This window comes from Shewanella indica (assembly GCF_002836975.1).
Classification (GTDB): domain Bacteria; phylum Pseudomonadota; class Gammaproteobacteria; order Enterobacterales; family Shewanellaceae; genus Shewanella; species Shewanella indica.
The window spans coordinates 1-14767 of the sequence record NZ_NIJK01000006.1; the positions used below are offsets into that span (position 1 = coordinate 1).

11 protein-coding genes are annotated in these 14767 nt (G+C 48.1%); 5 read left to right on the forward strand and 6 right to left on the reverse strand.

Going from position 1 to position 14767, the window contains the following annotated elements; translation table 11 throughout:
• Positions 1-329 precede the first annotated feature (329 nt).
• On the forward strand, positions 330-2279 hold the full coding sequence (locus CX650_RS01045; RefSeq protein WP_101094781.1) for an acyltransferase family protein: 1950 nt from the start codon (positions 330-332) through the stop codon (positions 2277-2279).
• Positions 2280-2425: 146 nt separating this feature from the next.
• On the opposite strand, the gene CX650_RS01050 is transcribed toward CX650_RS01045, so the two are convergent.
• The 4 genes from CX650_RS01050 to CX650_RS01065 form a co-directional block, all read right to left on the reverse strand.
• Positions 2426-4150, reverse strand: coding sequence for a SulP family inorganic anion transporter (locus tag CX650_RS01050; protein ID WP_101094782.1), 1725 nt, complete (start codon positions 4148-4150; stop codon positions 2426-2428).
• A gap of 33 nt (positions 4151-4183) precedes the next feature.
• Entirely contained in the window at positions 4184-4594 is a 411-nt protein-coding gene (locus CX650_RS01055; protein WP_101094783.1) for a protein tyrosine phosphatase family protein, read from the reverse strand.
• A 15-nt stretch (positions 4595-4609) separates the two neighbouring features.
• Positions 4610-5473, reverse strand: a complete 864-nt coding sequence (locus CX650_RS01060; protein ID WP_101094784.1) for an MBL fold metallo-hydrolase — start codon at positions 5471-5473, stop codon at positions 4610-4612.
• A gap of 118 nt (positions 5474-5591) precedes the next feature.
• Positions 5592-6206: a peroxiredoxin gene (locus CX650_RS01065; RefSeq protein WP_101094785.1), complete on the reverse strand. Its 615-nt coding sequence runs from the start codon at positions 6204-6206 to the stop codon at positions 5592-5594.
• 320 nt (positions 6207-6526) lie between these two features.
• Here CX650_RS01065 and CX650_RS01070 point away from each other — a divergent pair, with 320 nt between their 5' ends.
• Positions 6527-8563, forward strand: a complete 2037-nt coding sequence (locus tag CX650_RS01070) for a DNA topoisomerase III (RefSeq protein ID WP_101094786.1) — start codon at positions 6527-6529, stop codon at positions 8561-8563.
• A gap of 10 nt (positions 8564-8573) precedes the next feature.
• On the opposite strand, the gene CX650_RS01075 is transcribed toward CX650_RS01070, so the two are convergent.
• On the reverse strand, positions 8574-8765 hold the full coding sequence (locus CX650_RS01075) for a DUF4250 domain-containing protein (protein WP_071475951.1): 192 nt from the start codon (positions 8763-8765) through the stop codon (positions 8574-8576).
• 512 nt (positions 8766-9277) lie between these two features.
• On the opposite strand from CX650_RS01075, the gene CX650_RS01080 reads away from it, so the two are divergent.
• Entirely contained in the window at positions 9278-10450 is a 1173-nt protein-coding gene (locus CX650_RS01080) for a porin (RefSeq protein WP_101094787.1), read from the forward strand.
• Between the two features lie 135 nt (positions 10451-10585).
• Entirely contained in the window at positions 10586-11353 is a 768-nt protein-coding gene (locus CX650_RS01085) for an outer membrane protein OmpK (protein WP_101094788.1), read from the forward strand.
• Positions 11354-11513: 160 nt separating this feature from the next.
• Here CX650_RS01085 and CX650_RS01090 read toward each other — a convergent pair whose 3' ends face one another.
• Entirely contained in the window at positions 11514-13037 is a 1524-nt protein-coding gene (locus CX650_RS01090; protein ID WP_101094789.1) for a sigma-54-dependent Fis family transcriptional regulator, read from the reverse strand.
• Positions 13038-13204: 167 nt separating this feature from the next.
• Here CX650_RS01090 and CX650_RS01095 point away from each other — a divergent pair, with 167 nt between their 5' ends.
• A complete protein-coding gene (locus CX650_RS01095) occupies positions 13205-14764 on the forward strand; it encodes a flavocytochrome c (protein ID WP_039032793.1) in 1560 nt (519 codons plus the stop codon).
• The last annotated feature ends 3 nt before the right edge of the window (positions 14765-14767 follow it).

Below are 14767 nucleotides of genomic sequence, written 5' to 3' on the forward strand. Positions count from 1 at the left end.
TCCATCCATTTTGAAGGACGACTGGATGCTCACATCGATCTGTGATTTTTAACGTGACACAGAATTTTGAACACCCTCTATTCTTCCGAGGAGTCAAGCTTCTGACTGTGGCCATATTGCTGGTGCAGATCAAAAATCTGCGACCATTGCCTTCCTTAACTAGTAATACCGCAACAATATTGTGTGAACTATATAATCTATTCACTTGAGTTATCTTTTTTTCGTTTATTTCCAATAGTTCAATATGAGTCGCTGCCGTTAGCCAAGGTTTAGGTATACAATTGCCGGCTTTCTTGCCTCAAAGGGCGTGTTGTAGGAAATGCTTATATATGTCGGTTGTATTGCCTAAAAAGTTTCGTTATGACATTAACGGACTAAGAGCTTGGGCTGTTGTTGCAGTTATTTTATTTCATTTTAAGGTACTAGGATTTGCTGGAGGGTTTGTAGGAGTCGATATTTTTTTTGTTATTTCGGGTCTGTTAATGACAAAAATAATAGTGACAGGCTTAGAAAGTAACCGTTTCTCCTATAGCCGTTTTATGTTTGCAAGAGCCAAACGAATTTTTCCCGTATTGGCCGTATTATGTTTAGCATTATTGGTTTTCGGTTGGTTTTGGTTGTCAACGATCGATTATCAAAAATTAGGTACTCATATTGTTGGTGCGGCTTTATTCATTTCTAATCATAAGCTTTACAGTGAGGCCGGTTATTTCGATGCGGCATCTTATGAAAAATGGTTGCTTCACTCTTGGTCGCTGTCAGTTGAGTGGCAGTTTTATTTATTGTTGCCACTGGTGTTGATGTTGGCTTGGCGCTGGCGCGGTAAACAAGCTGTATTACTCTCTTTGTTAGCTATTGCGCTGGTTTCCTTTATGTTGTCTGTGTATGCCGTGGAGACTAACCCTAGTGCGGCATTCTATCTTTTACCTTTTAGGGCATGGGAGATGGTAACAGGTGGACTTATTTGGTGGGTGATGAGACATAAGCAACTGGGACAGATGGCCAGTAAAGTCATAGAGTTGCTCGGGTTTACGTTAATTCTAATGGCTATCTTCGGTTTTAATGATGCAACGCCATGGCCTGGAGGATATGCTTTAGTGCCGGTGCTTGGGGCCGTGTTGGTGTTAGCTGCCAACCGTCAAGAGTCTCCTTTGACTGCTAATCCACTTATCGCACGTGTGGGATTGATTTCTTATTCACTTTATTTATGGCACTGGCCTATTGTCGTGTTTCTTGCTTATGCGGGGGAGCAAAATAATCCTACTTGGATTGTTGCTGGTATCTTGCTTACGTTTGCATTAGGAGAACTATCGTATCGATTTATTGAAACTCGCTCTAGTTATTACCTAGGTCAACTTAGTTTTAAAAAGGCTGCATGGGTATTATTTTGCGTTTTATTATTGGTTGAGTTATTAGCAGTAGCCGCACGACATTTAGAGGTTGAAGGACGGTTACCTAAAAAAGTTGAAAAAGCAAGTCAAGGGTCATTTGACCGTAACCCTAGATTAAATGAATGTCTTCTTGGACCTGGACGAGATATTCCCGAATCTAGCTGTATACATGGCACAGGAAAAGTACAAGCTGTGGTTGTTGGCGATAGCCATGCCAATGCAGTGATATCGAGTGTGGTATTAGCTGCTGAAGAAAAAGGAAGTGTTGTGGAGATGACCTATAATGGCTGCTCAACCCTAATTGGAGCCAAGAGTCATATACCTAAATCACAATGTGATCTGTTTAATCAACATGTGCTTGATACCTTATCTACCACCAGTGATATACCTGTAATTTTAATTTCTCGATTAACCGGTAGTGTTTTTGGTTATAACGAACGGCACAAATTCCAAAATAGACCAGTGATCTACTTTGGTGATAATCCTGAACAGACTAGTGACGAGGTATATAAAGACTTTATGATGAAACAGATCGAAACTGTGTGTCAATTAAGTCAATATCGCCCGGTATACCTGGTTCGTCCGTTGCCTGAAATGGATGTTGATGTACCAACTACTGTTTATCGTAATTTAATGTTTAACAATGGGTTACAGGATGTTTTTATTACTGAGCAAGATTATATGCAACGTCATACCCTTATTTGGCAAGCACAGGATAAAGCTGCGGCCGCTTGTGGTGCTAAAGTGCTTAATCCATTGCCTTACCTTTGCGTTAATGGGCGTTGTATGGGAAGTAAGGATGGGCGTTCTCTGTATTATGATACTAACCATTTGAGTGAATATGGGAATAAGTTTTTAACACCCATGTTTAAACCTTTGTTTCAATAGTAAGACTAATTTTCGCATTGTTCGTAGTATACAGGTAGCGCTCATATGAGCTTGGGGGATTACATCAAATAGATGTAATCCCCTTTTTGATATAATAAGGGAACTGTTCGGCATTAGAGGCTTGCAGTATTTTTTAAACTAATCAGTTAGTGAACTATCGAACTATCCAGATCAACTATCGCTTCATACTGACTAATATAAACTTTGCCTTTGAAGTGTTCAAAGAAATCCGACTTTTTAATATTGTCCATGACCGGGCCTTTAACTTCTGATAAGTGTAGTTGAATATCGGAATCTTTCAGGCGGTCGTGAATTAACGTTAAGCTTTCCAGCGCACTGGCATCGACTGTGTTTACCCCGGATAACATCAATACCAGATGTTGGGTTTTAGGATACTGTTGCAAATATTCCATTATCTGATCTTCCAGATAACGAGCATTGGCAAAATATAAGCTTTCGTCAATCCGCAGGCTGAGTACCGTTTTACTTTGGATTACATTAAAACGAAGAATATTGCGAAAATGTTGGCTTCCCTCGATTAAACCAACCACTGCAATATGTGGCCGACTGGTGCGCCATAGAAATAGCGCTAGAGATGTAGCCAATCCTGCTAATACGCCAATCTCAACATTAAATGCCAGTACACCGATAATGGTGAGAAACATGGCGATGGCATCACTCTTTGCACTTTTCCAGGTATGGATAATGGCTCTCACATCAATCAGTGCCGATACAGCAACGATAATGGTTGCCGCTAACACCGCATGTGGCAAATAGGTAAACAGCGGGGTGAAATAAAGCACGGTAATGCCGATTCCAATTGCGGTAAATGTTCCCGCCATTGGCGTTTCAGCGCCAGCATCATAATTGACTACTGAGCGCGACAGACCACCTGTAACCGGGAATCCCCCATTAATAGCTGATGCGATGTTGGCACCACTTAAGGCAATCAGCTCCTGATTTGGCTCAATTCTCTGGCGACGTTTCGCCGCTAATGTTTGCCCAACTGAAGCTGACTCGACGAAACCGATAATACTCAGCAGAATCGAAGCCGGAAGCAGGTCTTCGATTAGTGCGAGATCGAGCGATGGCAGTGAAAAACTAGGCAAACCGCTTGGGATCTGGCCGACTACGCTGACGCCTTTTTTGTCCAGATCAAACAGGGCCACTAACACAATACTCAATATCATCACTATCACAGGAGCCAGTTTGATTGCATGACTTGCCAGTTCTGATGAAAGTCCTAGTTTGATCAAATTGGGTTTGAGGCTTTTGCGTGCATAGATAAGGGCAATCAAACTGAACGCCCCAATCATCAGGGTATAGAGATTAGTTTGGGGTAACGCAAGAATAAGATTGGTCAAGCGCTGCAGCACATTTTCCCCATGCAGTGACACGCCAAAAATATGTTTAAGCTGACCAATAGAGATAAGAATACCAGAAGCAGTCATAAAGCCAGAAAGCACCGGATGGCTTAAAAATGTGGTCAGAAATCCCAGTCTTAGTACCGACATTAGCAATAGCACTATACCGGAAAGAAATGCCAAGGTTGCAGCGGCGGTGATATAACCCTGGCTACCAGTTTCAAACAGCGGAGCAATGGCTTCTGCGGTCATTAGCGAGATCACCGCTACCGGGCCCACGGCCAGTGTTTTACTGGTGCCAAGCATTGTATAAATGATCAGCGGCAGGATACTGGCGTACAGACCAACAATGGGGGGCAGACCAGCAACCATCGCGTATGCAAGGCTTTGTGGGATAAGCATCAAAGTCACGATAATAGCAGCTAAGCTATCTTTTGTGGCGTCATGACGCGAATAATCAGGCAACCAAGATGATATCGGCAACCATTTCAACCAGGAATTTTTCATGCTTTGGCTATCCTAAGCAATGTGTGAATTCGGTTAATCGGGTTGCTTAACCCAACTAAGATCAAAACCCATTTCGGTAGCTTGGGCAATACGCCGATCAAATGAACCCAGTTCCGTGCAGCTCATCGACCAGAGTGCGCTGCAACGTGTTCCTGTGCGACAGAAAGCAAAAATAGGTTTAGGGGCGTGTACAAAGAACTGACTAAACTGCTTCCCCTGATCCTGAGTAATATTTCCGGAAATAACCGGTAAGTGAAAATAGGTCATACCATGTTCTTTAGCCAGTCGTTCAATTTCTCTATTCAAGGGCTGATTATTTTCTTCTCCGTCTGGACGGTTATTGATGATCGACTTAAACCCCATTGATGCCAGACGTGGTATGTCGCTGGGTAAAATTTGTGGTGAAACGGTAATTGATTCCGTTAAATAGATTGGTATTAGCATAATCGCAACTCAGTTTCAGACTTTATTCAATGGTATTTTCAGATAGCGCACACCATTATCTTCTTCCGGTGGTAACTCTCCGGCACGCATATTGACCTGAACCGAAGGAAAAATCAGGGTTGGCATATTCAGTGTGGCATCACGTCCTCTGCGCATCTCAACAAATTGCTGCTCAGAAATATTCTGTTTGACGTGAATATTGTATAGGCGTTCATCACCAATCGTAGTTTCAAACAGGTACTCTTCGCGATTTGGTGCTTTGTAGTCATGACACATAAAGACGCGTGTTTCATCAGGCAGAGCGAACAATTTCTGAATTGAGCGATAGAGGGTTGCTGCATCTCCTCCGGGGAAATCGCAACGGGCGGTGCCGTAATCGGGCATAAATAAAGTGTCGCCAACAAATACGCAGTTACCAATCACATAAGCCATACAGGCAGGAGTGTGGCCTGGAGTATGAATTGCGTGCGCTTCAATATTACCAAGAGTAAAAGTCTCTTGATCGGCAAACAAATGATCAAACTGACTGCCGTCCATCGCGAAATCACTACCGGCATTAAATAGCTTGCCGAACGTATCTTGTATCACAGTGATTTTTTCACCAATACCCAGTTCGCCACCAAGTTTCTGCTTGATATAGGGGGCCGCACTTAGATGATCAGCATGAACATGAGTTTCAAGAATCCACTCGACCTTTAAGCCACTTTTCGTTACAAACTCAATCAGTTTATCTGCTGTTTCGTAAGAAGTCCTGCCTGAAGCGGGGTCGTAGTCTAGTACCGAATCGATAACGGCACATTGCTGGCTGTTTGGATCTACGACTATATAGCTGTAGGTGAAGGTTTTTGGATCGAAAAATTCGTAAACGCTGGGGGTCATATTTCCTCCTTGATTCCATAAAAGATGATTAACGTCACGTGGGCCGGATAGCATCCGTTTACATAGCTACTCGCATGGTTTGCGGATTACAGCTTTTTTTACTGAAGTACCAGTCAACCTAGTTATAACCTTGAACTTTAAGTACTTCGGCTTCTTGAGCGTTTGCCGGTGGTGGAACAATCACTTCATTGCCTGGGATCCAGCTTTCTGGAGTTGCACATACGTTTGCATCGTTAGTTTGTAGTGTTTCAGCTAGACCTAAAATTTCTGCCACAGAACGGCCATTGCTCATTGGGTAGTAAAGCATTGCGCGGAGTACGGCTTCAGGGGCGATAACAAAAGTGGCACGAACCGCAGAAGTATTACTCGCACCTGGCTGAACCATGCCGTAAGCACCAGCAATTTTTATATTTAGGTCAGCAATAATCGGGAAGTTAATTTCAACACCCAAGTTATCTTTAATGCTACGAGCCCATGCGATGTGTGCATGAATACTTTCGATAGACAGCCCCATCGGTTCACAATTAAGAGCTGTAAAATCTGCACTTGCCTGAGTAAACGCCATAAATTCAGTGGTACATACCGGGGTAAAGTCTGCCGGATCAGAGAAAAGAACCAACCATTTACCTTTGTAGTCTTCCAGGCTAAGCGTACCCTGGGTGGTTTTTGCGGTGAAAGGCGGAGCTGCTTCATTTAGACCTGGCATCGCAACTACAGTTGTCTGTTCAGTCATATAGCGTTTTCTCACTTGCATCAGGATTTTATCAATAAGATTTTTCTAATGGATATACTATAATAGCATTCGCTACTAAGTACAAATAGAAATTCTCAATTAGTCTGAGAGGGTATAGCGATTAGGGAAGCGGGAATTCAGATAATAAGTACCGGAGCAAAGTTGCGTTAAACAGCGCGGCTTCAAACCAAGAAACTACGGCTCCGGAGTTACCATAGGGAAGCATATGAAGGATAATTTGCAGCCTCAAGCTGACTTGGCTAAAATAACTGTAATTTTATCCAGTAATACTGTTCAGTGACAGTCAAAGGACGCAGTGGATGATCCTCTATATCGCCGAAAAGCCCAGCCTTGGGCGCGCCATCGCCGAGGTGCTCCCTAAACCCCATCGCAAACATGAGGGCTATATCGAGCTTGGCAACGGTGATTGTGTTTCCTGGTGTATAGGTCATCTGCTGGAGCAAGCTGAGCCGGATGCCTACGATCCCGCCTACAAGTCCTGGCAGTTGGAGCATCTGCCTATTGTCCCGTCCGATTGGCAGGTTAAACCCAAAGCCAGCAGTCGCGGGCAACTCAGTGTCTTGCGTAAATTGGTCAAGCAGGCCAGTGAGTTGGTCAATGCCGGCGATCCGGATCGGGAAGGACAGTTGTTGGTAGATGAAGTGATTGCTCACCTTGGGGTTAAGGGCGATAAGCTGGCGGCGGTCAAACGCTTGTTGATAAGCGACCTCAACCCGCAGGCGGTAAAACGCGCCCTGGGACAGATGCGCAGTAATCGCGAGTTTGTGCCATTGTCGACTTCGGCACTGGCACGCAGCCGAGCAGATTGGCTCTACGGCATGAATATGACCCGTGCCTATACCCTGCAGGGGCGCAAGGTGGGCTATCAGGGCGTGCTTTCGGTCGGTCGGGTGCAAACTCCTGTGCTTGGTTTGGTTGTCCGGCGCGATCAGGAAATCGCCGCCTTTGTGCCCAAACCTTTTTATGAAGTGCTGGCCCATTTAAGCACCCAAGAGGGCAGCTGTTTCAGCGCCCGCTGGCAGCCCAGTGAGGCCTGTCAACCTTGGATGGATGAGGAGGGGCGGGTGCTCTCCCGCGGTTTGGCAATGAATGTAGTCGGCAGGATCACCGGCCAACCCGGCCGGGTAGATGAGCTGGAGCGCAAGCAAAGACACCAGGCGCCGCCTTTGCTCTATAGTCTATCGGCGCTGCAGATTGATTGTGCCAAACGCTTCGGCATGAGCGCCAAAGAGGTGCTGGATACGGCGCAGTCTCTGTATGAACGGCATAAATTGATAACCTATCCGCGATCCGATAGCCGCCATTTGCCCAAGGCGCAGTTACAGCTGGCCCCGGTAGTCTTGAATGCTATTACCCAAGGGGCAGCAGAGCTACTGCAAGGCTGTGAAGCCCCCAATCCCGCCCTTAAGTCCAAGGCCTGGAACGATGCCAAGGTAGACGCCCATCACGCGATAGTGCCTACGGAAAAGACGGCTAACCTTGGTGTTTTATCACAGCGTGAGCGTCAGGTGTATTTGCAGATCGCCCGTCAGTATTTGGCGCAGTTTTACCCTAATTATGAGTACCTTGAAACCCGCGTTGTGATCGACATTGCCGGAGGTTGCTTCGTGGCCAAGGCCAAACAACCATTAAAACAGGGGTGGAAACAGTTGTTTGGCAAACAAAAAGCCGACGATGAAGCGGAAGATATTCAAACCAGCTTACCTGAGTTGACTCAGGGGCAGGTGCTGGATTGCCTCAAGGGTGAACTAGTGGAAAAGATGACCCAGGCGCCCAAGCATTTTACCGACGCCACACTGCTGGCGGCGATGACAGGAATAAGCCGCTATGTGAAAGACACTGAGATCCGCAAAATTCTCAAGGAAACCGATGGTCTGGGGACAGAAGCGACCCGCGCCGGGATCATTGAACTCTTGTTTAAACGTGGCTTTTTGAAACGTCAGGGCAAGAGTATTCTGGCAACTGAGGCCGGCAGCGGGCTTATTCAAAGCCTGCCTGAAGTGGCCACCACGCCTGATATGACGGCGCTGTGGGAAAGTAGCCTGGATGCGATTTGTCGCCGTGAACTTAAATATCAGGCTTTTATGCAGCCCTTGACGGCTAAATTGGGCGAGCTTATTGAGCAGGCCAAGGCACAACTGCCCACGGCCTTGAGCGGCGTGAAAAGTACAGGCTTTAAAGGACGTAAACGTCGCAGTGGCGCTTATGCCGCTAAGGCTGGTGCCTCCAAGGGCACAAGCACCAAGAAGGGCACTGGCGTTAAGACCGGCACCGCCAAGCGCAACTATCGCTCAGCGACCAAGAGCAAAACCAAAGCCCAGTCCGCAACTTCCTGAGGACTGGCGATTATGTCAAGCGTCGGTATTGGTTGGACAGGGGATGGTACTCGTATCCCAGCGCACTGAGTTTATGCTCGAGCAGGGTAGGTGACAGGTCAAGCTCGTAATAAAGTGCATCTTTGTCCGGACAACTTAGCCTCAGTTTCTCATTGACTATGCCCAACAGTATTTCGGCGGGCAGATGTTGCAGGCTTTCCATATTCCCTCCAAGTGTCAGCTATTGACTGCCCCATAATGCAATAGAGTTGGCTTGGGTTGCAAATCTCGCCTGGGTGCATTTAAAGTTTTAAAAAAATCAACATCTTAATAAAGTAATTTTATTTTCTGTTCAAGGCGGTTTTATCAATCTTTTTACCGGTTCCTGCTAGATCAAATATTCGCAAACACTTTAACTAAATTCAATATAATTGTTTAAAAATCAATCTGTTAATATTTGTTGTCAAGGTATTTGATTCTGCCCTTGTCGATACGCATGCATTCCTTTTGCTGCAGAAAAAGTTCGCTTGTTACAACGATATTTAATTCTTCTCACGGCATTTAACGCTTTCCAATCACGATATTTCACGATTTGTCGATCCAGCGCAGGAAACCAGGGGCTGGAATTGGCTTTTTTACAGCTGGCACGCAAACTGCAGCCCTCGAGTAACACATATAAATATGTCTAATAAATCAGCGTATTAAACGCGTTTTACTTATAAAAGGGTAATGAATATGAACAAGAAGATCCTGGCACTTGTGATCCCGGCTATGCTGGCAAGTGGCGCTTCCCAGGCTGTGGAGCTGTATAAAGATCAGACCAACAGTGTAAACATGATCGGCTGGCTGGGTTTTGCTGCCTTCAATGATGGTCATGAAACCTCTGTTATCGATAATTTCTCTCGCGTAGGTTTCCGTTTTGATCGTCAGGAACGCAATGGCTGGCGCGCCTTTGCCCATACTGAGTGGGGCATCAACATGGTGACCAGTGATGACGGCCTGATCTACACCCAAGGCCAGGGCGGTGGTCAGATGCGCGCCGAGAAGAACAGTGACTTCTTGTTTAACCGCTTGGGTTATGTGGGTATGGCTCACGACAAGTGGGGGACTCTGACTTTCGGTAAGCAGTGGGGGGCATATTATGATGTGGCTTATACCACAGATATCCTGGATGCCTTCACTGGTTGGTCTGTAGGTGCCTACACCTTTGGTGACGGCGGCCTGACTGGTGCCGGTCGCGCCGATGCTGCCTTCCAGTATCGCAACACCTTCTTCGGTAAATTGCATATCGCCCTGCAGTACGCTTCCAAGCAAAATGACGATGTTGCCCTGTTTGACGAAAACGGCGTGGCGCTCAACGATGGCTCTGAGCTGAGCTTTGACTCCAGCTATGGTGCCAGCGTGACTTACAATGTGACCGATAAGTTCAAGGTGCTGGCCGGTTTCAACCGTGGTGACTTTGAAGGCAACCTGGCCGGTGTCGCCGTTGATGATACTAACCAGATCGTCGGTATCGGTGCCCAGTACGGCAGCTTCTACCAATATGCTCCAGGCCGTGAAGCAGATGGTCTGTACGTTGGCTTCAACGCTCACAAGAGCAAGCAAAACGAACTGGTTGGTGGCAACCTGTACGATTCTACCGGTGGTGAGTTCATCGTCGCTTACCAGTATGACAACGGCTTTGTTCCTTCATTCCTGTTGAGCTATCAGGATCTGGATACTGATGCCAACACCGCCATCCAAGGCGACTGGACCCGCCAATTTGCAGTTCTGGGTCTGCACTACCGTTACAGCCGTGACACTGTGATGTATGCCGAAGCCAAGATTGACTTCAGCAGCATGGATGACAAGTCCTGGGAAGATCTGCAGGACAACAACTATGCGGTAGGTATCCGTTACTTCTTCTAAGGGGCTCCCAGTATTTCCCTGCACAGGCCACCTTAGGGTGGCCTTTTTTTTATTCACGAGCTTATCCATTGCATAGGACAAGGGAAACTAGATGCCATCAAGGACATGAGTCCAGGGTGCTGAAGGAGACTCTGATTGAACAAGGAAAAGATGAAACTCAATAGTAAAATAATCGGGTTGGCCGTTACCTTGCTTGGCGGTTTTGGTACGACTGATGCCGGCGCATCGACTCAAATAGAAGCCGGATATCTGGGCTTTACGAGTGCTACCCGTGACGATAATCCCGGAGCTTTCAACCAAAGCTTTGTGGCGCTCAGTCATTTCAGTCGTGACGAGCGCAACACTTTTTATCAGATGCTCAAGGTGGAAAACCCCGGTAAATGGGTGGCGGATAAACGGGTCGCCTTCAAGTCATTGACGGTTTGGCATTATCGGCTCAACGAAGAGCGTACCGCACTGTGGCTGCAAAACTTTCTCGGCACCCATAAACATTTGACCGAGGACAATTTTTATCTCGGCTTGAAGCAGCATTTTGACTGCGGCGCGCTGCGTTTCAACCTGGGATTGGCGGGGCATTATACTGTGAGTCAGTCCAATCTGACCGATAAAGATTACTCAGGATTATCCGGCGTGGTGCTCAATGGCAACAGTTATTACGATTTGCCAGTGCTCCCCAAGGGCTGGAAACTGAACCTGGATTATACTGCGGCTTTTGGCCGTGACCGCGAGCATGCGGCTGTCTTTGGTTATGACGACGATTATGGTCATCAATTGTTTGCCGCTGTTTCCGGCCCATTGGCACAAGACTTGAGTCTCAAGCTGCAACTGACGCACTACAAGAGTTGGGGCACTGCTCCCAACGATGGCCTGGAGTACAGCTTCTCGCTTCGCTACGCTTTTTAACGCCACTGCTATATGCGCTTTCAAGCCCGTCGATGCGACAAGATGCAACAGCAACAAGGTGCAATAAAAAGGCCGAAAGTGATGACTTTCGGCCTTTTATGTTATTTTCCCCGCCGGAATGAGCTTGCTCCTTTCCAGAGTCGTTTGCCATGTCCCGTTTCTAAACGATCCCCAGCTTTTTCATCTTGCTGCGCAGAGTATTGGGGTTAATATCCAACAGCTCGGCCGCACCGCCGGGGCCGTAGAGCTTGCCGCCGGTCACTTTAAGGGCATGTTCAATATACTTGCGGGTCATGGTTTCCAGCGGTACCAGTTGATTGCCCGCATGGCTGGGGTCGACCACTATGGTCTGGCCGCTGGCGGTGGCCACTGCTTCGGTTTGCGGCGCCAGGAAACTGAAGTCCAGTGGTCCGGCTGGGTTTTGAATGATGGCCCGCTCCAGCACATTGATCAGCTCCCTGACATTGCCGGGCCAATTGTACTGACTGAGAATGGCCAACTGCTCGGGGCGGATACAGGGCAGTTTGAGCAACTGGAATCGGGCGCTCAGCTGTTCAATAAAATGCTGCACCAACAGCGGGATATCTGTGCGCCGCTGGCGTAAAGAGGGGATGTCTATCGGGAATACCGCCAGCCGATACCAGAGATCCTCACGAAAATCCCCCTGATGCACCATGGCTTGCAGGTGTCTGTGAGTCGCGGCAATCACCCTGATATCCAAATGCACCTGTTCATGGCCGCCGACCCGGGTGATGGTGCTGTTTTGCAGCACCCTGAGCAATCTAACCTGAGCCGAAAGCGGCAACTCGCCGATTTCATCGAGGAAGATGGTACCGCCATTGGCTTGTTCGAAGTAACCGGCCTTGCGTGACTCGGCGCCGGTAAAGGCACCTTTCTCATAGCCGAACAACTCTGAGTCGATCAGGGTTTCAGGAATGGCGCCGCAGTTGACTTTAATGAAAGGTTTACCACTTCTAGCCGAGAGTTCATGAATGGCGTTGGCGATCACCTCTTTACCGCAACCGGTTTCCCCCAGCATCAATACTGTGGTGTTGAGGTGGGCGATGGATTGCACCTGTTGCATCACCTGCTTTAGCCCTGAATTGGCACCGACCACACCGTTTTGCACATCCAGAGTGCGTTTCAGGCTAACGTTTTGTTTTGCCAACGCCTGATTTTCCAGCAGCAGATTACGACCTCTGAGATTGAGAGCGGTGATCAGGGCAAAGGTACTCATCTGCGGCGCAAGCATATCTGCGTGGCGGGGACGGAAAGTGCCGGCACTTTTGGAGTAAAAACCCACTATGCCCAAATGGGTATCTTCCATCGACATACGTAAAATGATCAATGAGCGGATCCCGGGGATCACTTTAGGGGCAGCCTGGGATGTCACCGGATCATGATCAATATCGTTAACAATCCTCACCCTGGGCCTATCGGGATCTTCCAGTGTTTTGGCCAGTCCCCCAGGGAGGGATACCTGGATATCGAGCGTGCTTGCCTGTGTTTCGCTTGCCTGGGCGATAAACTGTATATCGTTGAATTCTTTTCTATAAATATTAATGAACAGGCCATCGAGTGGCACTGAGTCACGTACATAGTCGAAGTAGTGCTTAAGCGAGGTTTCCAATTGAAGGCTACTGCAGAGTCGCCTGGTACACTCGTAATAAAAGTGTTTTTCCATTGATATTTCAAATAAACCGCGAAGTTTCGTGATTGTAGATCTTTATATTTCGTGATTCTGTGGCCGTAATCATAAATCTCCCCCTGAGCACCTCTTTTTGGTTAGTTGGCATGGCCGGTGCAACTGGTTGACTGAGTTCTTTCCCTGCATGAAAGGAAAATAAGTACATGACAGAAAAACAGAAAATAGACAGCAGTCGTCGTCAGTTGCTCAAAGGCGGCGCCGCTCTGGCAGTGACCGGGGTGGGGATGGCTGTCAGCAATGGTGCCATGGCACAGTGCCGCGAACAGGCGCCGGAATCCTTTGATGAACTGGTAGACGTATTGGTAGTCGGCAGTGGCTTTGCCGGTATGGCTGCGGCCCTGCAGGCCCGTGAAGCCGGTGTCAGCGTAATGGTTATCGACAAGATGCCAGTCTTTGGCGGCAACTCAACCATTAATGGTGGTGCCATGGCGGTTGCCGGTTCTCCGTTGCAAAAGCAGGCCGGTATTGAAGATTCAGTTGATGCCATGGTCGCCGACATGTTGCGCGCAGGTCGAGGCATGAATGATGTGGAGATGCTCAAGCTGGTATGTAACGGCACGGCGGAATCTTGTCAATGGCTGATTGACTATGGCGTCAAGTGGAAGCCTTTCGTACAGCACTTTGGCGGTCACAGTGTGCAGCGGGTACTGCAAACTGTTGAAAGCTCCGGCGCAGGTATCATACGTCCGCTGGTCAAGGCTGCCCGCGCCAAAGGCGTGATCATGAAAAATCAAACCAAGCTCGAATCTTTTATCCGAGATGATGAAGGCCGCGTGATCGGGGTCGAGGTTCGTGAAGGTTATTATTTCCCACGGGAGCGGACAGGTAAGATACGCACCATAGGTGCCCGCAAAGGGGTGATCATGGCGACCGGCGGCTTTGGCCGGGATATCGAATATCGCATGATGCAGCTGCCTGAACTGAACAATGATCTGGACTCAACCAACCATCCGGGTGCCACCTCTGAAGCACTGAAGCAGATGATGCTTCTGGGTGCTAACCCTATCCATCTGGATCAAATCCAATTGGGCCCGTGGGCATCACCCGATGAGAAAGGTTTTGGAACTGCATCCCAGTTCAACACCATTGCCACTTATCCTCACGGCATAGTAGTGGATGTGCGCACTGGTGAGCGTTTCTTCAATGAGCTGGCCGACCGTAAGGCGCGTGCCGATGCCATCATGACCCGCAGAGATGAGCACAACAACCCTGTGTATCCCATTGGCTTTACCAATGCCGAAGGCGCCAAGAATGCCCAAACTTTGGATTGGGGCATCAAGTACAAGGTGATCACCAAGGCCGATACCCTGGATGAGCTGGCCAAGGCTTATGGCATGCCTGCCGACAAGCTCAAGGCGCAGGTGGCCCGTTGGAACGAAGCGGTCAAGAGCGGTGATGACAAAGAGTTTGGTCGTCCAATGCAGGAAGCCATAGTGCTGGACAAGGGCCCATGGTACGCAGTGCGTATGTGGCCGAAAGTTCACTACTGCATGGGTGGTGTCAAGGTTAATACCAATTCTGAAGTCCTGCATCTGGTCAGTAACCAGCCGATTGCAGGCTTGTATGCGGCCGGCGAATCCACCGGCGGTATTCACGGTGCCAGCCGCCTAGGTGCTTGCGCCGTGGCTGAAGGTATTGTCACCGGTCGTAACGCCGGCCGTAATTGTGCTGCTGCCAAGCCGGTTGCACTGAAACAAGCGTAACAA